Source organism: Streptomyces sp. HUAS MS02 (assembly GCF_055702265.1).
The window spans coordinates 5,518,511-5,538,281 of record NZ_CM146747.1 but is presented as its reverse complement, the minus strand read 5'-3'; the positions used below and the strand labels follow the sequence as shown (position 1 = coordinate 5,538,281).

The window sequence follows — 19,771 nt, the reverse complement described above, 5'->3', positions numbered from 1 at the left end:
AGACCCCATGACACGCACCGGGCGCAGCGGCAACCACCGCAGCAAGAAGAAGCGCATCACCCTCGCGCTGGCGCCGGTCGTCGCCCTCGGACTGGCCGTCCCGCTGATGTACAGCGCGGGCGCCGCCACCCCCGACGAGGTGGCCACCGACTGCCGCACGGACTCGGACAAGCTGGAGAACTGCGAGTTCGTCGACGTCCAGGTCAGGCGCGACAGCCTCGGCCCCAACGAGCGGGTCACCTCGGTCACCGACAACTGCGGGGTCAGCACCGCGGCGACGAAGACCTTCAGCGGCTCGGCGTCCGTGACCCGCGTCATTCAGCTGGAGGACGGCTTCAACACGGACGGCAGCACCAAGCTGGGGAACTCCGTCTTCGAGATCGGCGTCAAGTTCGCCACGCAGGAATTCAACATCAAGCGCGACGACACCACGTCCTCGTTCTCCTTCTCCAGGTCCGACACGGTCAAGGCGGACCACATCGCGTTCTTCATGTGGTCCCACAAGCGCACCGACGTGAGCGGTTTCCTCAAGGCCACGTACAAGGAGGCCCAGGACGGCCAGACGGTGTTCTTCTCGCCCAGCGAGAACTCCACCGCCGTCCACGTCTTCTACCCGCAACTCCTGCCCAGCGGAACGCCGGACGGCCGGCTCTGGCTGCGCAATGTGCAGTGCGGCACACCCCAGGCCGATGGAATCCTCAACAGCGGGAACAGTGCGCGCGCCGAACCGGGCTTCGAGCAGGGCGGCGAGAATGTGACCGACATCGAGATTCCGCTCTCCGAGGTCACCATTCAATAGCACCCGGAGAAAGCAGAGTAATCCCCCGTGCCCGGCGCGGGGGATTTTTCATGCGGTCTGCGAAAGGCGCCGAAGTGTTCCCTCAGGCGTTCCCTCGGGCTGCCTCGGACGCTCATTCAGGTCTTCTCATACGCGAACGCCGGTGGCCGCTCCCAGCCACCGCAGCACCGCCTCCGTGCTCCCCCGGACCTCCAGCTTGGCGTAGATGTTGCTGAGGTTGTTGCGGACGGTCTTCTCGGTCAGAGTCAGCCGCAGCCCGATCTCCTGGGCGCCGAGGCCGGTGGAGAGAAGCTCCATGATCTGGCGTTCGCGGGGCGAGAGCAGGGAGCGCAGACGCTCCGTCGCCTGCCCGTGCTCCGGCATCTGCCGCGCCGCGTCCCGGATGGCGGCGCAGGCCACGGGCGAGAAGGAGGTGTGGCCCACGGTGGCGGCCACGACCGCGGAGGACAGCATGCAGGTGCAGTAGTCGCCCTCGACCAGATAGCCGGCCCCGCCCCGGAACACCTCCACCACCGTGTCGGCGTCCCGACGAGGGCTGATGACGATCACCGGGGCACTCATGGAGCCCATGGTCTTCCGCAGTCCCGGAAAGGAGACCGCCGGGTCCTCGCAGCGCAGGACCACGACGTCCACCTCCGTCTCGCGGAGTTCACGGTAGGGCGGCGGGACGAGCAGGGCGCTGCTCACGTACCGGTCGTCGGGGCCCGGCCAGCCCTCGTGCGGCCATCGGCCCGGTTCGCAGGCCAGGGCGACCGACAGGCTGGGAGGCGAGGGTGCCGTCGAGCGGGGAGGGCGTTCCGTGACCCGGGAGGGTTGTGCGGGAACAGCCGAAACGGGGGTGCCTGCGTACTGGGACGTTCTGACGTGCCGGGGGGATCGCACCTCGCGTGTCCTTCCGCCGAAGCCATGACTCCCCTACATACGTGCCTCCGACGTCAGTTGTTCGAAGTTTCAAGAACGAAACGGCAAGCTGTCTGACAGGTTCACCGCCCGGGCCACGGCGACGGCCGGAACCCGCCTGTCCTGAACTCCCCCAAGAGGCAAGGGATTTCAGGTGCGCGCAGGCAAGGACGAGTGCGGGACGGGACTCGTGAGACGACCGGGCGGGGCGGTAGGGTCCCGGTGTGCGTTGATCCGCCGGGCGGTGGCCACTGCCACCGCAGAGGGTGCGGGCGACCCCGGCGAGTCCCGGGGCCGCCCGGTTGGCCTACCCGTCGTCCGCCACACCGGAGATCACGCCATGACCGCTCAGCGACCCCTCATCTCCTACGACTCGTTCGTGGAGACCGCCACCGCCGATCCCGCCGTCGTCGGCCTCGTCCTCAAGGGCTCCCGGGCCCACGAGGGCATGAGCACGGAACACTCCGACCACGACCTGTACGTCGTCCTCGCGGCGGGCGCGGCAACTGGGCTCACCCGGTACGCAGGGCACCGCACGCCCGAACTCGACCTCGTGATCCTCACCCTCGACGAGTTCCGCGCCGCCGGGATGCCCGGGTTCGAGCGGTACGCCCTGGCCCGAGCCCGGGTCGTGCTCGACCGGCTGGACGGGGAGATCGCCCGCATCCTGTCCGCCAAGGCCCGGCTCGACGTCGACGAGGCCCGCCGGGAGGCGGCCACGCACCTCGACGCCTACGCCAACTCCCTCTACCGCTCGGTCAAGAACGCCCGTGACGGCCAGCGGCTCGCGTCCCTCCTGGACGCCGCCGACAGCGTCCGCTACCTGCTGGAACTGCTCTTCACCCTGGACCGCCGCCCCCGCCCGTACAACAAGTACCTGCACTGGGAACTGTCCCGCTTCCCCCTCCCCGACTGGGACACAGGCCACCTCCTCGACACCGTTTCCCACATCGCGGCGACGGGCGACGCGGCCGCACAGCGCGACCTGTTCGCCCGGGTCGAGGCCGTGGCCCGGACGGCCGGGCACGGGGCGGTGCTGGACGGGTGGGGCGAGGACCTGCGCCTGATGCGGCCGCGGCAGTAGCGGCAGCCTCATCACACGCGGGTCAGGCCCCCGGATCAACGACGAACGACCCCTGCCCCAGCACGGTACGGAGCCTGCCCTCCGCGCGGAGGGATGCCACAGCCTTCTGCACTGTCGACGCGGCGACGTCGAACTCCGTGGCCAGGTCCACCACAGCGGGGAAGCGGCTACCGGGAGCGTACGTACCGGCGTCGATCCGGCGGCGCAGCTCATCCGCGAGCTGGGGCCACACAGGCTTGCCACGGTCAAGATCCATGGTTCGAACGTATGCGTCTTCGCGTAATCGAGCGACCGCGAATGCGCGAATACGCGTATGCTCAGCACAGTCAGAACCCCGGCGGCCTGGCACGGCCCCGGGGCATGGCCCCCAGCTGAAGAGGAGCTGACGACAATGAGCATTATCCACGCGTTCTTGCGTTGGATGCTGGGCATCTTCGTGCCCGGCACCGGCAGGCGACGGAGAGATATCCGACGCGCCCTTCACCCAACGCCGCTGCCCGAAGCACCCGTTCCATCCCCGTCGCGGCTGGTGACCCCGCGATCTCCGTACAGCCTGGACGCGGACTCCCCGCTCGACGGCGCCGCCTCCCCCCTCGTGCGCCCCTACCTCGTCGCCGTCGAGCGGGAGCAGGCACGGCAGTCGCGGCGGCGACTCGCGCTCGTCCTCGCCGCCGACTTCGGCATCGATCTCGACCGTCATGTCGTCGGCGCCGAGCAGGTGGTGGCGTGTTGAGGCCGCCGCTGACGGGCGAGGCGGCGCGGTGAAGGCTGGGCGGTACCCCGAGAACGGGGCCTCCCGGTTGACCGTCCGCGTCTACCGCGTCGACTCCGACAGTGAGCGCGTCGACTCCGTACGACAGCTCACGGTCCTGAGGGCCCACGACCCCGAACGCGTTCGGGAGTCGCTCGACTGGCCACCCTGCAGCTGCTCCGGCTGCCGATCCGGGCAACTTCCGAAGCTGCCGTGAGCCGACACAGCCGGCCGCCTGTCCTCTGCCGCGTCGGCGGCATGAGGCAGGCGGCTCCCTCGGATTCCACGATCAGACCTTGACCACCTCACGGAGTCTGCCCATGGCCACGCGCTGTTCCAGCGCTTCGGCCACAGAGGCAGAGAAGCCTCCTGATCCCAATCCCACGTGCGCGCGTACAGCCTCTACGAGGTCCTCACGCAGACCTCGCCGGGTCCCCTTGGAGCAGCGGCCCCACCTCGGCCCCGAACGCTCCCATCTGATCCGCGAGTTCACCCACGTCACGGCTTCGGAACCGCACCTGGATCTGGTCCACCCCCATCGCCCGGTACGCGTGCAAGGACTCGGCCAGCGCCTCCGGGCTCCCGGTGAGGGTCCGGCGCCCCACGTCCCAGCCCGGCTCCCCCACGTACAGCGGCTCGGTGATCGCGCCGACGGTGAAGGGCCCGGTGGCCCCCGCCTCCTCCCGCAGCCGTCGCAGGCGGGCGATCTGGGCCGGGAGGCGGTCGCGCGGGTCGCCCTGCGGGAGCCAGCCGTCGCCGCGAACGGCCGCGCGGCGGACGGCGGCGGGGGACGAGCCGCCCACCCAGAGGGGCACCCGGGCCTGGGCGGGCCGGGGCCGCTGGCCCAGGTCCTCGAAGTCGTACAGCTTGCCGTGGTGGGAGGGGAACTCGTCCGGGCCGAGGGCGGATCGCAGCGCATCCACGCACTCGTCCAGGACAGCTCCCCGCCGGTCGAAGTCCACCCCCAGCGCCTCGAACTCCTCCCGTACGTGCCCCGCGCCCACGCCCAGGATCAGCCGGCCGCCGGAGAGGTGGTCGAGAGTGGCGTACTGCTTGGCCGTGACGAGTGGGTGGCGCAGGCCGACGACCGCGACGTGGCTGAGCAGCCGGACCCGTTCGGTGATCCCGGCCAGGTAGGCGAGCGTGGCGACCGGGTCGTACCAGACCGTGCTCATCGCGGACGCGAGGCGACGCGGGATGGCCACGTGGTCGCAGACGGCGACGTACGAGAATCCGGCCCGGTCGGCGGCCCGCGCGAGCTCGGCCAGGTCCTCCGGACCGGCGTCCGCCTCCCAGGGCTCGGCGTAGAGGGTGCTCTGCGACTGGACGGGGAGCTGCATCCCGTAGCGGAACCCACCGCCCGTCTCGTCCGACGGGCCCTCCCCGCCCCCGCCCGGGAGCCGCCCCCCGGCCTCACCCGGAGTCGGGCCCCCGGCCGCGCTCAACGGACGCTCCCCGGCCCCGCCCACAACCCGTCCTCCGTCAGTCCCAGCAGTTCGATCGCGTTCCGCCGAACGATCCGGTCCACCACGTCCGGGTCCAGGTGGCCCATCTGGGCCTCGCCCACCTGGCGGGACTCGGGCCAGGTGGAGTCGGAGTGGGGGTAGTCGGTCTCGTAGAGGACGTTGCCGACCCCGATCGCGTCCAGGTTGCGGAGCCCGAACGCGTCGTCGAAGAAGCAGCCGTAGACGTGGTCGGCGAACAGCTCCGACGGCGGGCGGTGGACCTTGTCCGCGACGCCGCCCCAGCCCCGGTTCTCCTCCCAGACGACGTCCGCGCGCTCCAGGATGTACGGGATCCAGCCGATCTGGCCCTCGGCGTACATGACCTTGAGGTTGGGGAAGCGCTCGAACTTGCCGCTCATCAGCCAGTCGACCATCGAGAAGCAGCAGTTGGCGAAGGTGATGGTGGAGCCGACGGCGGGCGGCGCGTCCTCGGAGGTGGACGGCATACGGCTGGAGGAGCCGATGTGCATGGCGACGACCGTGCCGGTCTCGTCGCAGGCCGCGAGGAAGGGGTCCCAGTCGTCGGTGTGGACGGAGGGCAGGCCCAGGTGCGGGGGTATCTCGGAGAAGGCCACCGCCCGGACCCCGCGCGCCGCGTTCCTGCGGACCTCCGCCGCCGCCAGCTCCGCGTCCCAGAGCGGGATGAGGGTGAGCGGGATGAGCCGGCCCCGCGCCTCGGGGCCGCACCACTCCTCCACCATCCAGTCGTTGTACGCGCGGACGCCGAGCAGCCCGAGTTCGCGGTCGGCGGCCTCGGTGAAGGTCTGGCCGCAGAAGCGCGGGAAGGTCGGGAAGCAGAGGGCCGACTGGACGTGGTTGACGTCCATGTCGGCGAGGCGCTGCGAGACGTCGTACGAGCCGGGACGCATCTGCTCGTAGGTGATGATCTCCAGTTTGATCTCGTCCCGGCTGTAGCCAACCGCCGTGTCCAGGCGGGTCAGCGGGCGGTGCAGGTCCTCGTAGACCCACCAGTCGCCGATGGGGCCGTCGTCGCCCGGGGCGCCCATCACGGGCTTGAAACGGCCGCCGAGGAACGTCATCTCCTTCAGCGGCGCGCGGACCACCCGGGGGCCCGTGTCCAGGTACTTCTTGGGGAGCCGGTCCTGCCAGACGTTCGGGGGCTCCACCGTGTGGTCGTCGACGGAGATGATCTTCGGGAAGGGGGTGGGGGCGGGAGTGGGGCTGTCGGCATCCATGGCGCTCGTCTCCAAGGTGTCCATGTCCGTCACGGTAGCGCTGATCTGACGGTCCGTCAGCAATGCTGTCGGCGGCACCGGCGGTAGCACCGCCGGTGACACGGGACCGGCCGCGCGGCTGCGGGAATCGGGACGCTCGGGTCCGAGGAGAGGAGGAGAGACTGTGCAGACCTGGTGACATCCCCGCGCGGCTCCCTGCGATCGAGCTCTCGCACGGCTGACGGATCCGCCATGAACAAGGCAAACTGGCCTGGTTGTCAGGTAGGGCTGAGGGGGCTGTCGATGGGCGGTGGACCGAGAGTGCCGGAGGTCGGTGGGCCGCGAGCGCCGGAGGCCGATGGGCCGCGAGTGCCGGAGCAAAGGACCGCTGTGGACGCCGAGACCACGAAGCCGGCCTCCGAGGGCCCGGCCGAGCTGCGCTTCAGCGTGCTCGGACCCGTGCGGGCCTGGCGCGGCGCCGAACCCCTCGCCACCGGTTCGCCACAGCAACGTGCCCTGCTCGCCGCCCTGTTGCTCCGCGAGGGCCGTACCGCCACCGCGAGCGAGCTGATCGACGCGCTGTGGGGCGACAAGCCGCCGCCCCAGGCACTGGCCGCCGTACGGACGTACGCCTCCCGGCTGCGCAAGGCGCTCTCCCCCGGCGTCCTGGTCAGCGAGTCCGGTGGTTACGCGGTCCGCGCGCTGCCCCCCGGCGCCCTGGACCTCGCCGTCGCCCAGGAACTGGCGACCGACGCGGAGAAGGCCAAGAACTCCGGGGACCTGTGCAACGCCCGCCGCCTGCTGAACGAGGCGCTCGGGCTGTGGGACGGCGAGGTCCTGGCGAGCGTTCCGGGCCCGTACGCGGAGACCCAGCGGGCCCGGCTCGACGAATGGCGTCTCCAACTGGTCGAGTCCCGCCTGGACATGGACCTGGAGCAGGGCTGCCACGCGGAGGCGGTCTCCGAGCTGACCGCCCTCACCGCCGCGCACCCGTTGCGGGAGCGACTGCGCGAACTGCTGATGCTGGCGCTGTACCGCAGCGGACGCCAGGCGGAGGCCCTCGCCGTGTACGCGGACACCCGCCGTCTGCTCGCGGACGAACTCGGCGTGGACCCGCGCCCCGGCCTACGGGAGTTGCAGCAGCGCATCCTGCGAGCGGACCCCGGCCTCGCCGCCCCCTCCGCCGCTCCGGCTCCCGAGCCCACCGCGACCCCGGTCCGCCCCGCCCAACTGCCCGCCACCGTGCCGGACTTCACCGGCCGTGCCGGGCTCGTCGACGACCTGAGCGCGGTCCTGGCGGCGGCCTCCGGCGCCCAGGGCCAGGTGATGGCCGTGTCCGCGCTGGCCGGCATCGGCGGCGTCGGCAAGACGACCCTCGCGGTGCACGTGGCCCACCAGGTCAGACCGTCCTTCCCGGACGGCCAGTTGTACGTCGACCTCCAGGGCGCCGGCGCCCGCCCCGCCGAGCCGGAGACGGTCCTCGGCTCCTTCCTGCGCGCCCTCGGCACGGCCGACTCGGCGATCCCCGACTCCCTGGCGGAGCGGGCCGCGCTGTACCGGTCGGTCCTGGACGGCCGCCGGGTGCTGGTCCTGCTCGACAACGCGCGCGACGCCGCGCAGGTACGGCCCCTGCTGCCGGGGACGGCCGGCTGCGCGGCCCTCGTGACCGCGCGGGTGCGCATGGTGGACCTGGCCGGCGCCCATCTCGTCGACCTGGACGTGATGTCCCCCGACGAGGCCCTGCGGCTCTTCACGAAGATCGTCGGCGAGGAACGTGTCGCGGCGGAGCGCACCGCCGCCCTCGATGTCGTCGCGGCCTGCGGCTTCCTCCCGCTCGCCATCCGCATCGCCGCGTCCCGGCTGGCGGCGCGCAGAACCTGGACCGTCTCCGTGCTCGCCGCGAAACTCGCCGACGAGCGCCGCCGCCTGGACGAACTCCAGGCCGGGGACCTCGCGGTGAAGGCCACCTTCGAGCTGGGCTACGGCCAGCTGGAGCCCGCCCAGGCCCGCGCCTTCCGGCTCCTCGGCCTCGCCGACGGCCCGGACATCTCGCTGGCGGCCGCGGCCGCCGTACTGGACCTGCCGCCGGAGGAGACCGAGGACCTCCTGGAGATCCTCGTCGACACGTCCCTCCTCGAATCCGCCGCGCCCGGCCGCTACCGCTTCCACGATCTCGTGCGGCTCTACGCGCGTGCATGCGCGGAACGTGACGAACAGCCGCCGGGCGAGAGGGAGTCGGCGATGTCGCGGCTGCTGGACTTCTATCTCGCCACGGCCTCCCAGGTCTACGCGATCGAACGCCCCGGCGACCGGCTCGTGGACCACCTGGAGCCCACCGTCTACCCGGGCCTGCGCTTCACCGAGGGTTCCGCCGCGCTGGACTGGCTCTACACGGAGGCGTCCTGCCTCCTGGCCTGCGTAAGCCAGTCCGCCGGCACGGACCGGCTGCGCCGCGCGGTCGACCTGCTCTGGGCCGCCAAGGACCTCACCGAGTCGGGCGCCAACTCCCACCAGTACGAGACGACGGCGCACGCGATGTGCGACGCCGCGCGGACGGCGGGGGACGCGCGGGCGGAGGGGCGGGCGCGGATGATGCTGACCAACGTGCTGCTGGTGTCCGGGCGCATCCGGCAGGCAGGCGACCAGGCGCGGCTCGCCATGGACCTCACGGCCACCGCCCAGGACGTCGCCGCCAGCTGGGTCGCCAACGACTGGGGGCTCATCTCCATGCACCAGGGCCGCTACGCGGACGGCAAGACCTTCCTGGAGCAGGCGATCGAGGGCTACCGGGCGGCCGGCAACCGGCTCAACGAAGCGGTCACCCTGGCCAACCTCTCCCGCGCCCACCTGGGCATGGGCAATGTCGAGAAGGCGATCGACGTCGCCCGGCACAGCCTCGACGTGCACGCCGAGATGGGCCGCCCGATGCGCCGGGCCAACGCCCACCTCGCGCTCGGTCTGGCGCTGACCAGCGCGGGCCGGCACGACGAGGCGCTCGACGAGTTCTCGGACGCCCAGTACATCTTCGCCGAGCACCGGCAGCGGCTCTGGGAAGGGAACACCCACTTCCGCAAGGCGGAGGTGCATCTGGCCGCGCACCGTCCCGCGCGCGCCGCCCAGCACGCCGAACAGGCCCTCGCCCTGGGCTGTGTCGGCGGCGACCGGATGCGCGGTCACATCGTGACGCTCCTGGGGCGGGCCCTGTCCACGGTGGGCCAGACGGACCGCGCGAGCGCCTGTTGGCGAGACGCGATCAGCCTGTACGAGCAGAGCGGCGCCACCGACGAGGCGGCGGCCGTGCGCAAGCTGATCGCCCGCTCCCCGGCGGTCTGAGCGTCGGCTCCCGGACGTTCAGTATTCGTTTATCTCCGCCAGGCAGTCTCTTACCTGCCAGACCGTCGCGTCGGGGGGCAGACGGTCTGAGCTGGGGCGCCACCGGTTAGGGTGCGCTCCGGTTCGCCCGTCCGGCGGCCCTCGGGGGAGCTTCCGGACGGGCGTTCCTGCCCCATCACCACAGCAGAGGAACTCAGGCCATGAGCGACAAGAAGACGGACGCGGAGAACACCACCCAGGACAACAGCATGCCCAGCGAACCGGTCAAGACCGATGCCGCGACCATCACGACGATGGACAACAGCATGCCCACGCCGCCGAAGAAGCCGGTCGCCAAGCCTCTGGACAACAGCATGCCCAGCGAACCGGTCGGGACCGAGGCCATCACCACCCTGGACAACAGCATGCCGGCCCCGCCCGCCCTCGACCTCGACGGCGGCAAGTAGGCACACCGGACTTCCGTATCCACGGGGATCGGCCGCGGTGGCGCGGAGGGGGAGCCACCGCGGCCGAGGTGTGTCCGGGGCCCTAGGCCCTGTCGTCAAATTCCCGTCTGCCCCGCGACGCCATGCACGCACTCTCGACGCACCGGGCACTGACCCGAGTACGTCCAGTACGCGGGTCAGTGCCCGGCACGCCGAGAGCACGCACCTGACGCCGCGGGGCCGCCCTTCGGGCGACGACGGGAATTTGACGACAGGGCCTAGACCGCCCACGACCGGAGAACCTCGGCCACGCTTGCGGCGGTGCAGCTCTCCTTCCTCAGCTCGGTCGCCAGTGCGGAAACCCGCCGCTGATCCAGCTTGGCCGGGGCTCCGGAGGCGATCAGATACGCGTGGGCGACCGCGACCGCCACCCGGAGGTTCGAGCGCTCCAGCCACCTCATGCGGCCGAGGGAGTGGGCAAGGGCCGCCGCCTTGGCGTACACACCCTGGTACACGTCCTGACCGACGAGCACCGCCCGATGCCGTTCCACGGCGGCGACCGCCACTCCGTAGTCGTCGATGGCGGGGTCGCCCTGGCCCGCCCGCTGCGCGACCTCCAGGATCCACGCGAGGTCGATGTCGACGTTCACCTACCGGACTCCCCCTCGATCTCGTCGAGGAGATCGCCGTACTCGTCGAGCACCTCCTGCGCGGCAGCCATGAAGACGGCACGCACCTGCTCGTTGTCGTTCCTGATGAGTTGCTCGACATACTCGTTGACCGGTATCCGCCGGGTGGCCGCCGCCTGCCGCGCCATCTCGGCGGTGTCGTCGTCCATGCGGATGTTGATCTGCGTCTTGGCCATGCCAGGACGGTATCACCAGATACCAGGCCGTGCTATCCGGTGATACCGGGCATGCCTCGCCCTCGGACCCGCTCAGGAACGAGCGCCGTCAGCCTGTCTTTCCTCGCAATTCCCCCTTGACCACCTTCCCGCTCGCGTTGCGCGGCAGTTCGCCCACGAACGTGACCGTTCTCGGTACCTTGTAGTTGGCCATCTCCCGACGGGACCAGGCGATGAGGTCGTCGGCGGTCACCAGGGATCCCGGGCGGCGGACGACGAACGCCTTGCCGACCTCGCCGAGGCGGGCGTCGGGGACGCCGACGACGGCCACGTCCGCGACGTCCGGGTGGAGGCCGAGGAGTTGCTCGATCTCGGCGGGATACGCGTTGAAGCCGCCGACGATGAACATGTCCTTGACCCGGTCGGTGATCCGCAGGTTGCCGTCCTCGTCCAGGACGCCGATGTCGCCGGTGCGCAGCCAGCCGTCGGCGGTGACCGTGCGCGCGGTCTCGGCGGGATCCTCGAAGTAGCCGCGCATGACGTTGAAGCCGCGCACGAGGACCTCTCCGGGGGAACCGGGCGGCAGCGGGGAGCCCAGCGGGTCGACGACGCGCACCTCCGCCCCCGGGACCGCCCGCCCGGACGTCGACGCGATCACCGACGGCTCGTCGCCGCGCCGGCACATCGTGACGATGCCGGACGCCTCGGACAGGCCGTACGCCGTCAGCACGGTGTCCACGCGCAGTTCGGTCCGCAGCCGTTCGACGAGCCGGAGCGGCACCACCGCCGCGCCCGTCACCACCAGACGCAGGGCGCTCAGGTCGTAGTCGTCGCGGGCGGGGTGGTCCAGCAGGGACTGGTGGAGGGTCGGCGGGCCGGGCAGCACCGAAACCCGCTCGGCGGCCACGTTGGCCATCGCCGTCTCCACGTTGAAGACCGGCTGGGGGATCATCGTCGCGCCCCGCATGAGGCAGGCGATCACCCCGGCCTTGTAGCCGAAGGTGTGGAAGAACGGGTTCACGATGAGATAGCGGTCGCCCTCCCGGAGCCCGGCCAGTTCGCTCCACACCTCGTACGCCCGCAGGGTCTGCGCGTGGGTGATCACCGCGCCCTTGGGACGGCCGGTCGTCCCGGAGGTGAAGATGATGTCGGAGGGGGACTCCCCCGTCAGGCCGTCCGACCGCGCCCGTACCTCCGCCGCGCCCACCCCGTCGCCGCTCGCGAGGAAGTCCTTCCAGGTGCGGAAGTCGGCGGGGGCGTCGTCCGAGAGCACCACCACCTGTTCCAGGTGCGGGAGTCCGGGCAGCGGCCCCGGCCGCTCGCACACGCTCCCGGCGCCCGGTGCCCGCAGCCGCCCCCCGTCCGCGCCCGCCGCGCGCCGGAGCGAGGCCACGTACGAGGTCCCGAGGAACGTGCCGGTGACGAACAGCAGCTTGGCCCGGCTGCGCGCCAGCACGTCCGCCGCCTCGCCGCCCTTGAAGCGGGTGTTCAGCGGGACGAGGACCGCGCCCGCCGAGACCGCGCCGAGCGCGGAGACGATCCAGTCCAGGGAGTTCGGCGCCCAGAGGGCGACCCGGTCGCCGACGCGCACGCCGTTCGCGACGCACGCGGCCGCCGCGCGCTCCACCCGGGCGCCCAGCTCCGCGTACGACACCCGCGTGCGCCCGTCGACGACGGCCTCGACCCCGGCGAACCGCCGGGCCGCCGCGCGGACCAGCCCCGGGACGGTCCCCCATTCCAGATCACCGCGCCGTGCCTCACCGCGCCGTGCCTCCATGTCACCGCTCACCGCAGGCCTCCGTACCGCGAACCGGTAGCTGACTACCCGTCAGATTAGCTGTACCCTGACGGACTGTCAGCAGCCCGAATCCCCAGCGCCAGAGCCTGTGCGGAGGTGTGCGCCCATGGCCGTGCTCAAGGACGCGACGGCGATCGTCGGCATCGGCCAGACCCCCTTCGCCAAGCAACTCCCGGAAACGGAACGGGCGTTGGCGTGCCGGGCGATCCTCGCCGCGCTCGACGACGCGGGGATCGCGCCGGACGAGGTCGACGCGCTCGCCTCGTACACCATGGAGGAGACGGACGAGGTCGAGGTGGCGAAGGCGCTGGGCCTCGGCGACCTCACCTTCTTCAGCAAGGTCGGCTACGGCGGCGGCGGTTCGTGCGCCACGGTCGCGCACCTCGCCGCCGCGATCGCCACCGGCCAAGCCACGGTCGGCGTCGCCTGGCGGTCCCGCAAACGCGGCTCCGGCCCCCGCCCGTGGAAGAACACCACGGTCCAACTGCCCACCCCGGCCCAGTGGACCCGCCCCTACGGCCTGCTCCGCCCCGCCGACGAGATAGCCATGCTGGCCCGCCGCCACATGCACGAGTACGGCACCACGCGCGACCACCTCTTCAACGTCGCCCTCGCCTGCCGCAACCGCGCCAACCAGAACCCGGCCGCGATCATGTACGAGCGCCCGCTGACCCGCGAGATGTACATGAACTCCCGCTGGATCAGCGAACCCCTGTGCCTCTTCGACAACTGCCTGGAGACGGACGGCGCGCTGGCCTGCGTGGTGGTCTCCGCCGAGCGCGCCCGCGACTGCCGCCGCACCCCCGTCTACGTCCACTCCGCCGCCCAGGGCCTGCCCGCCCAGCACCACGGCATGGTCAACTACTGGAACGACGACCCGCTGACCGGCCCCGCCTGGACCGCCGCCCGGCACCTGTGGAAGCACGCGGACATCACCCCGGACGACATCGACGTCGCCCAGATCTACGACGCCTTCACCGCCCTCATCCCCCTCTCCCTGGAGGGCTACGGCTTCTGCGCGCGCGGCGAGGGCGGCGCGTTCACCGAGGGCGGCGCCCTGGAGACGGGCGGCCGGCTCCCCCTCAACACCTCCGGGGGCGGCCTCAGCGAGGCGTACGTGCACGGCTTCAACCTGATCACCGAGGGCGTACGGCAGCTGCGCGGCACGAGCACCGCCCAGGTCCCGGACGCGGCGACCTGCCTGGTGACGGCGGGCGAGGGGGTACCGACCTCGGCTCTGCTGCTCCGCAACTGAACAAGCCATCGGCCGACGGGAGTTGTGATGCTCACACCAGTGGTGGACGACGACGGCGCACCGTTCTGGGGCTACGCCGCGCAGGGCGAACTACGGGTCCAGGCCTGCGCCGACTGCGGCGAGTTCCGCTTCCCGCCCCGCCCCTGCTGCCCGCACTGCCGCTCCTTCGCGGCCGAGTGGCGCCGGGTCTCGGGCCGGGGCCGCATCTGGTCGTACGTCCGCCCCCACCCGCCCCTGCTCCCCGACTACGCGGAGCAGGCCCCGTACCACGTCGTCCTGGTCGAACTGGCCGACGCCCCGCGCATCCGTCTCGTCGGCAACCTGGTGAGCGGGCCGGGCGCCCGCCTGGACTCGGTACCGGCCGAACGGATCCGGATCGGGGCCAGGGTGCAGGTGGTGTTCACCTCCACCGGCCTCCCCCAGTGGGTACTGGAGCGGCCGTGACCCTGCGCACGACGACGGACAAGGCCACGGGCGTGGCGGTGCTGACCCTGGACCGCCCGGACCGGCTGAACGCGATCGACCTGCCGACGGCGGAACAACTGTCCCTCTTCTGGCAGGAGCTGAGGTTCGACGACACGGTACGGGCGGTCGTCGTGACCGGCGCGGGCGAACGCGCCTTCTGCACGGGCCTCGACCGGGACGCGGCGGGCGCCGTCCCGCAGCCGAACTCCCCTTACACGATCGAGGACCCCCTCCTCAGGATCGGCCCGAAGTCCAACGACTGCTGGAAACCCCTGATCGCCGCCGTCAACGGCATGGCCTGCGGCGGAGCCTTCTACCTCCTGGGCGAGTCGGAATTCCTCGTCGCCGACCCCTCCGCCACCTTCTTCGACCCCCACACCACCTACGGCATGGTCAGCGCCTTCGAGTCGATCCTGATGGCCCAGCGGATGCCCTTCGCCGAGGCAGCGCGCATGGCACTGATGGGCACCGCCGAGCGAATGTCCGCACGGCGGGCGTACGAGGTGGGGCTGGTCTCGGAGCTGACGGAACCCGGCGGGGCGGTCACGGCGGCCCTACGGTGCGCCGAGGTGATCGCCGGATACCCCCCGGAGGCGGTCCAGGGCACCGTCCGCGCCTGCTGGGCCGCCCAGGAAGCGGCCAGGGCGCACGCTCTCGCGTACGCCCCGCACCTGGTGTCGCTGGGCAACCAGTCGCCGGACCGGCAGGCCGAGTTGTTCACGAGCCGCCGGTCGAGTGGCGAGGCCCGCGTCCGGTAGGAGCGTCCGTCAACTGCTCGTCCACAGGGCCCGGGAGTCGACCTCGCATTCCTTCACCGAGGCGACCACACCGGCATCCACGTTCACCTCGGCCTCGGCCGTGCCGTTCGCGGGCACGGTGACCTTCTGGGTGACCGAGTCGACCAAGGTGTCCTTTCCGTCGTCGAAGGTCACCTCGACCAGGAAGTCCGCCTCGTACGCGTTCGGGTTCGTGACCTCGACGGTCGCGTACGGCGTCTTCACGGTCGCACAGCTGATCAGCTTGGCGGTGCCGTCCTCGGGGGAGTCCTGGGGCTTGGCGGTACCGCTGTCGTCGTACGAGTCGTCGTACGAGTCGTCATAGCTGTCGTCGTACGAGTCGTCGTCGTAGTCGTCATCGCTCTTGCCCAGGCCCGACGTACTGCCGCCGGACGAGGAGGACGAGCTGTCGTGGTCCTGGGAGGAGCTGCTGCAGCCACCTCCGCCGCCGCCGTCGCTGCTGCCGCCGCTGGAGCTCGTGCCGCCACTGCTTCGGGTCGAGAATCCGGTCAGCGTGAGCACGACGATCACCGTCATCGCCGCGAACTTCAGTCCGCGCGCCCGTGTTTGCTCGTGCATGAGCGACGCCCTCACTCAGCCGTACGCGACAGGTTGGTCAGCTTGCAGGTGCCGCCACCAGCCGCGAAGGCGCTGTCGTCCACCGAGCCCTCGATCACCTTGACGCTGAGGACGTCGGATTCCCCGGCGGGCACGGACCGGATGGCGCCGCCCTCGGTCGTAGCGACGTGCTTGCCGTCGGTGTCCGTGAACTTGACCTCGAACTTGTAGGTGTACGTGCTGGTCGCGCTGCTGTTGGTGGCGCGGACACGGGCGGCGAGGCCGTTGTCGTACTCGCAGGTCTCGATCTTCAGATCGCGCGCGGCCCCCTTGGAGCTGGACGATCCGCCCGTCCCCGTGGTGGTGCTCCCGCCCGTGGTGCTCGTCCCGCCGCTGTCACTGCCGCCCCCACTGGAGCTGGACGAACTGGACGACGAGGAGCCACCGGAGCAGCCTGCTCCGCCGGAGCCGCGTGCTCCGGTGAGCGCGAACACGGCGATACCGAAGACCGCTATTGCCCGGACATGACGAGACTGCACGTAGCTCAACCCCCGTTGAGTAGCGTCGATTTGATGTCACACCTGCAAACAGGACCCACGTCCCCTGGCAGGCGCACGTCACCCTAACAGCACAGGGAGCCCTCCTACGGCCCGAGCGGACCCTCCGGCGACCGGTACCGCGAGGCCGAGAGAGCGGCGAGCGGGGCGCGGCGGAGCCCACCGCCTCCGTAACCCTCCTTCTCCGTAACCCTCCACCCTCCTGCGCGCGGCATCTGCCGTGCCCGAGGCGGCGGCTCGGTTTCGGGCTTCCGAAAATCTGCACAGCGAATCCATGGGCGGATCACGCCGCGCGACGCGTCCGCGCAAGGGCATGCCGAATGTTGCTGTGGTTGGTGTGATCGGTGAGGTTGGTGTGAAGTGCCCTGCTCGGGAATGCCGGTGGCAGTGTTCGGTCGCGTCCGATACCGCGCCACACATGGAGAAGGTGTCCTCAAGTCGTGTGCGCGCACGCACAGATGCGTCGCCTTCTCGTTCGACTGACTGGATGCGTAGTCCGGTTGACTGGCTGCCCGGCGTGCTCCGTGCTTTGATCCTGCGGCCGAGGCCCGCTAGTCCCCAGCGGTGCCACCCCCCTTATGGATCATCCATGCGAAGGGAAGTTTCCTCATGAACTCCGCTCCCCTGTTCGAGACCGTTGAGATCTCCGACGCCGAGCTCGACAACGTCTCCGGTGGCCTGGACCCGCACGCCAGCCTCGTCGTCGGCCCCACGGCTGTCAGCGACGCGACTCTCGTCAGCCAGGTCGAGGGCGTCAAGAACGAGGTCCTGGGCACCCTCGCCCAGTACAACCACGCCAGCGTCAGCGTCTCTCTCTGACCCGGCAGCGTCTGACCCACGGCGTCCGCACCACGGCGCCGCGCCCCTGAAGGAGCTTCGCTCCTTCAGGGGCTTCGCCGTTACCGGGGCCCCGGGCCCCGGGGCCGCCGTCAGCTCGTCCGGGCCGTCCCCGTGCCCTTCTCCGCGTCCAGCGCGTACACGCACCGGTCCTTGCTGCAGGCGTAGACGACGCCGTCCTTGACGACCGGCGATCCGGTGATCTCTCCGCCCGTGGCGAGCTTCCACCGCAGTCGGCCGTCGTCGGCCTTCAGCGTGTAGAGGAGGTGGTCGGTGGAGCCGAAGTGGATACGGCCCTCCGCCACCGACGGGGCGCCGACGATCTCGCCGCCCGCCTGGAAGCGCCACTTGGGCGTTCCCGTGACCGCGTCCAGGGTGTAGAGGCCCTTGCCGCTGCCGACGTGGACGTGCCCGGCGGCCACCAGCACCGGCTCCAGGGAGGAGCGGGACTCCGTCGCGATGCGCCAGCGGTCACGGCCGTCGGTCGCGTCGAGGGCGTAGACCGTGCCGAGGTAGTCGGCGAGGTAGACACCGCCGCCCGTCACGGCGGGACCCGGCGCGAACGTGGGGGCGGACAGGAACACCGCCGGGGCCTCGAAGTGCCAGCGGACATGGCCGCCGGCGATGTCGACGGCGAGGACGCGGCTGCCGGCGGCGATGTAGACGTAGCCGTCGGAGGCCGGTGTCAGCCGCACCGGGACGCCCCCGCAGGAGGCCGCGTCGCCGATCGGGTACGACCAGCGCTCCTCGCCCGTACGGGCCTCCAGCGCGCGCAGCCGGGCGTCCTTCCAGACGTAGACCGTGCCGTCCTGGACGACCGGCCCGGCCTCCGGGGTCTCGAAGTCGGTCTGCGCGCCGGTGAGCTCCCACAGCTTCTGCCCGTTGGACGCCTCCCAGCCCTGGACGCCGCCGCCCCGGGTGGCGGTGACCACCGTGCCCCGGTCGGCCTTCAGCGAGTACACCCAGGCGTCCGTGGACAGCCGCCACAGGTCGGCGCCCTCGCGGGCGTCGAGCGCGAAGAGGGTCGGGCCGTCGGAGGCGTGGATACGTCCGTCCGCGACCGCCATCGACCAGGCGACGTCCCGGGTCTTGAAGCGGCGCCGTCCGGTGCCCACGTCCAGGGCGTGCACCTCGAAGGAGGTGACGTAGACGAGGTCGTCGGCGACGGACGGGGTGCCCCAGACGTCGTTCGACATGCGGAAACGCCAGGGGCGCCAGCCGGAGGCGGCCGGTTCCGGGGCGGGCGGGGCCACGGCCGGCGCGGGGTCGGCGCCGTTCACGCCGGCGCGCGGCCGGGACCAGGACGCGGCGAGACCGGCCTCGGGAGGGGGCGCCTTCACGGCCGCGGCGCGGGCGTCGGCGACGCGCGGACCGGGCCCGATGGGCACCTGACCGCCGGCGAGCCGCACCGGCCCGGTGTCGGGGGCGCCGAGCCCGACGGGCGCGGGGTCGTACGAGGGCGGGGGCGGCGGTACGGGCGCGGGGCGGGCCCCGCCGCCGCTGCGGCCGCCGGAGGCCTGCTGCGGCTTGGCGGCGGGCCGTCCGCCCCGGCGGGTCTCGATCAGACTGACCGCCTTCTCGGGCAGCCACGCCGACGCCGTACCGCTGTCGTCCGAGCCGGAGCCGAAGAGGTGGGGCGCGAGCTGCGCCTGGAGGTCGGCGGGGTTGGGGCGCGCGGTCGGGTCCATCTGCATACAGGACTCGATGAGGGGGCGCAGATCGTCCGGGAGCCCGGAGAGGTCCGGCCCCTCCCGCAGCAGCATGAACACGGTCTCGACCGGGTTGGCGCCGTGGAACGGCGCGTGCCCGGTGGCGGCGAAGACGAGCATCGAACCGAGCGAGAAGACGTCGCTCGCGCCGGTCACGCTCCGCGAGTCCTTCGCCTGCTCGGGCGACATGTACGCCGGTGTACCGACGGCTACGTTCGTCATCGTCAGGCGCGTGTTCGACACCCCGGAGGCGATGCCGAAGTCGATCACGCGCGGCCCGTCCTCGACGACGAGCACGTTGGAGGGCTTCAGGTCACGGTGGACGAGTCCGGCGCCGTGGATGGACTGGAGGGCTTCGGCCACCCCCGCGGCGAGCCAGCGGACGGCCTGGACCGGCATGGGCCCGCAGTCGTTCACTATCTCCTCGAGCGAGGGCGCGGGGACGTACGCGGTCGCCAGCCACGGCACGGCGGCACGCGGGTCGGCGTCGACCACGGCGGCCGTGTAGAAACCGGACACCGCGCGGGCCGCCTCGACCTCACGCGTGAATCGGACCCGGAAGAGCTGGTCCTCCGCGAGCTCGGTCCGCACGGTCTTGATCGCCACGCGCCGACCCGACGCCGAGCGCGCCAGATAGACCAGCCCCATGCCGCCGGCCCCCAGCCGTCCCAGCACTTCGAACGGCCCGATCCGCCGCGGATCGTGCTGCGTCAGCTGATCCACCACTTGCCCTGCCACCTCCCCGTACGGACCGCGTCACCCACGTTGTGCGCGCGACCCCGTGCAGCGTCTCACCACCGCACCGCCATGGCGGCACGCACCCCGATTCTTCCTGCTACCGGGGGCAGGTTGCTAACCCGGGTGCGGATCGGGGTGTCTCAGGACAAAACCACGTCGTCCACCCCTCGGGAAGTGGGAGCCCGGATGGTGGGACTGCTCGGCGGGCGACGTACCACCGGCGCACAACCCAGTACGCCTGCCCGCCCGCGGGTTTCTTCAC

19 protein-coding genes are annotated in these 19,771 nt (G+C 71.5%); 9 read left to right on the top strand and 10 right to left on the bottom strand.

What is annotated here, in order from left to right; genetic code table 11:
- Positions 1 to 7 precede the first annotated feature (7 nt).
- Positions 8 to 799, top strand: a complete 792-nt coding sequence (locus ACZ9QC_RS23940; protein WP_472914991.1) for a hypothetical protein — start codon at positions 8 to 10, stop codon at positions 797 to 799.
- A gap of 126 nt (positions 800 to 925) precedes the next feature.
- Here ACZ9QC_RS23940 and ACZ9QC_RS23935 read toward each other — a convergent pair whose 3' ends face one another.
- Positions 926 to 1,486: a LuxR C-terminal-related transcriptional regulator gene (locus ACZ9QC_RS23935; RefSeq protein ID WP_472914990.1), complete on the bottom strand. Its 561-nt coding sequence runs from the start codon at positions 1,484 to 1,486 to the stop codon at positions 926 to 928.
- 553 nt (positions 1,487 to 2,039) lie between these two features.
- Between ACZ9QC_RS23935 and ACZ9QC_RS23930 the strand changes: the two genes are divergently transcribed.
- On the top strand, positions 2,040 to 2,783 hold the full coding sequence (locus ACZ9QC_RS23930; protein WP_472914989.1) for a hypothetical protein: 744 nt from the start codon (positions 2,040 to 2,042) through the stop codon (positions 2,781 to 2,783).
- A 22-nt stretch (positions 2,784 to 2,805) separates the two neighbouring features.
- On the opposite strand, the gene ACZ9QC_RS23925 is transcribed toward ACZ9QC_RS23930, so the two are convergent.
- Positions 2,806 to 3,039, bottom strand: coding sequence for a GntR family transcriptional regulator (locus ACZ9QC_RS23925; RefSeq protein WP_472914988.1), 234 nt, complete (start codon positions 3,037 to 3,039; stop codon positions 2,806 to 2,808).
- A gap of 273 nt (positions 3,040 to 3,312) precedes the next feature.
- Between ACZ9QC_RS23925 and ACZ9QC_RS23920 the strand changes: the two genes are divergently transcribed.
- Entirely contained in the window at positions 3,313 to 3,516 is a 204-nt protein-coding gene (locus ACZ9QC_RS23920) for a hypothetical protein (RefSeq protein ID WP_472914987.1), read from the top strand.
- A 431-nt stretch (positions 3,517 to 3,947) separates the two neighbouring features.
- On the opposite strand, the gene ACZ9QC_RS23915 is transcribed toward ACZ9QC_RS23920, so the two are convergent.
- A complete protein-coding gene (locus ACZ9QC_RS23915; protein ID WP_472921783.1) occupies positions 3,948 to 4,874 on the bottom strand; it encodes an LLM class F420-dependent oxidoreductase in 927 nt (308 codons plus the stop codon).
- A gap of 101 nt (positions 4,875 to 4,975) precedes the next feature.
- Positions 4,976 to 6,259, bottom strand: coding sequence for an amidohydrolase family protein (locus ACZ9QC_RS23910; protein ID WP_472914986.1), 1,284 nt, complete (start codon positions 6,257 to 6,259; stop codon positions 4,976 to 4,978).
- 258 nt (positions 6,260 to 6,517) lie between these two features.
- Between ACZ9QC_RS23910 and afsR the strand changes: the two genes are divergently transcribed.
- A complete protein-coding gene (afsR, locus tag ACZ9QC_RS23905) occupies positions 6,518 to 9,547 on the top strand; it encodes an SARP-family global regulator AfsR (protein WP_472914985.1) in 3,030 nt (1,009 codons plus the stop codon).
- Positions 9,548 to 9,747: 200 nt separating this feature from the next.
- Positions 9,748 to 9,993, top strand: a complete 246-nt coding sequence (locus ACZ9QC_RS23900) for a hypothetical protein (protein ID WP_472914984.1) — start codon at positions 9,748 to 9,750, stop codon at positions 9,991 to 9,993.
- A gap of 257 nt (positions 9,994 to 10,250) precedes the next feature.
- Here ACZ9QC_RS23900 and ACZ9QC_RS23895 read toward each other — a convergent pair whose 3' ends face one another.
- From ACZ9QC_RS23895 to ACZ9QC_RS23885, 3 genes are all read right to left on the bottom strand, one after another.
- Positions 10,251 to 10,622 carry a fic family toxin-antitoxin system, toxin component gene (locus tag ACZ9QC_RS23895; protein ID WP_215456222.1) on the bottom strand — a complete coding sequence of 124 codons (372 nt, stop codon included), beginning with the start codon at positions 10,620 to 10,622 and terminating at the stop codon, positions 10,251 to 10,253.
- Positions 10,619 to 10,837 carry a hypothetical protein gene (locus ACZ9QC_RS23890; RefSeq protein WP_215456223.1) on the bottom strand — a complete coding sequence of 73 codons (219 nt, stop codon included), beginning with the start codon at positions 10,835 to 10,837 and terminating at the stop codon, positions 10,619 to 10,621. Before ACZ9QC_RS23890 ends, ACZ9QC_RS23895 begins: the two co-directional genes overlap by 4 nt.
- 88 nt (positions 10,838 to 10,925) lie before the next feature.
- Complete coding sequence (locus tag ACZ9QC_RS23885; protein ID WP_472921782.1) at positions 10,926 to 12,593, bottom strand: fatty acid--CoA ligase family protein; 1,668 nt, start codon at positions 12,591 to 12,593, stop codon at positions 10,926 to 10,928.
- A 127-nt stretch (positions 12,594 to 12,720) separates the two neighbouring features.
- On the opposite strand from ACZ9QC_RS23885, the gene ACZ9QC_RS23880 reads away from it, so the two are divergent.
- Genes ACZ9QC_RS23880 through ACZ9QC_RS23870 form a run of 3 tightly spaced genes read left to right on the top strand, consistent with a single transcriptional unit; the run spans position 12,721 to position 15,092 of the window.
- Positions 12,721 to 13,869 (top strand): lipid-transfer protein, encoded by a 1,149-nt coding sequence (locus tag ACZ9QC_RS23880; RefSeq protein WP_472914983.1) that lies wholly within the window; start codon positions 12,721 to 12,723, stop codon positions 13,867 to 13,869.
- Positions 13,870 to 13,896: 27 nt separating this feature from the next.
- Positions 13,897 to 14,313, top strand: a complete 417-nt coding sequence (locus ACZ9QC_RS23875; protein WP_472914982.1) for a Zn-ribbon domain-containing OB-fold protein — start codon at positions 13,897 to 13,899, stop codon at positions 14,311 to 14,313.
- The gene (locus ACZ9QC_RS23870) at positions 14,310 to 15,092 is read left to right on the top strand and encodes an enoyl-CoA hydratase/isomerase family protein (protein WP_472914981.1); all 783 of its coding nucleotides are present in this window, start codon (positions 14,310 to 14,312) and stop codon (positions 15,090 to 15,092) included. The genes ACZ9QC_RS23875 and ACZ9QC_RS23870 overlap by 4 nt, the downstream gene beginning before the upstream one ends.
- A 9-nt stretch (positions 15,093 to 15,101) precedes the next feature.
- Here the strand turns inward: ACZ9QC_RS23870 and ACZ9QC_RS23865 are convergent, their stop codons facing one another.
- Both ACZ9QC_RS23865 and ACZ9QC_RS23860 read right to left on the bottom strand, forming a co-directional pair.
- The gene (locus tag ACZ9QC_RS23865) at positions 15,102 to 15,689 is read right to left on the bottom strand and encodes a hypothetical protein (protein WP_472914980.1); all 588 of its coding nucleotides are present in this window, start codon (positions 15,687 to 15,689) and stop codon (positions 15,102 to 15,104) included.
- Positions 15,690 to 15,700: 11 nt separating this feature from the next.
- Positions 15,701 to 16,207, bottom strand: a complete 507-nt coding sequence (locus ACZ9QC_RS23860) for a hypothetical protein (RefSeq protein ID WP_472914979.1) — start codon at positions 16,205 to 16,207, stop codon at positions 15,701 to 15,703.
- A 627-nt stretch (positions 16,208 to 16,834) separates the two neighbouring features.
- On the opposite strand from ACZ9QC_RS23860, the gene ACZ9QC_RS23855 reads away from it, so the two are divergent.
- The gene (locus ACZ9QC_RS23855) at positions 16,835 to 17,044 is read left to right on the top strand and encodes a hypothetical protein (protein WP_472914978.1); all 210 of its coding nucleotides are present in this window, start codon (positions 16,835 to 16,837) and stop codon (positions 17,042 to 17,044) included.
- A gap of 110 nt (positions 17,045 to 17,154) precedes the next feature.
- Here the strand turns inward: ACZ9QC_RS23855 and ACZ9QC_RS23850 are convergent, their stop codons facing one another.
- Positions 17,155 to 19,497, bottom strand: coding sequence for an outer membrane protein assembly factor BamB family protein (locus ACZ9QC_RS23850; protein WP_472914977.1), 2,343 nt, complete (start codon positions 19,495 to 19,497; stop codon positions 17,155 to 17,157).
- Positions 19,498 to 19,771: the final 274 nt, after the last annotated feature.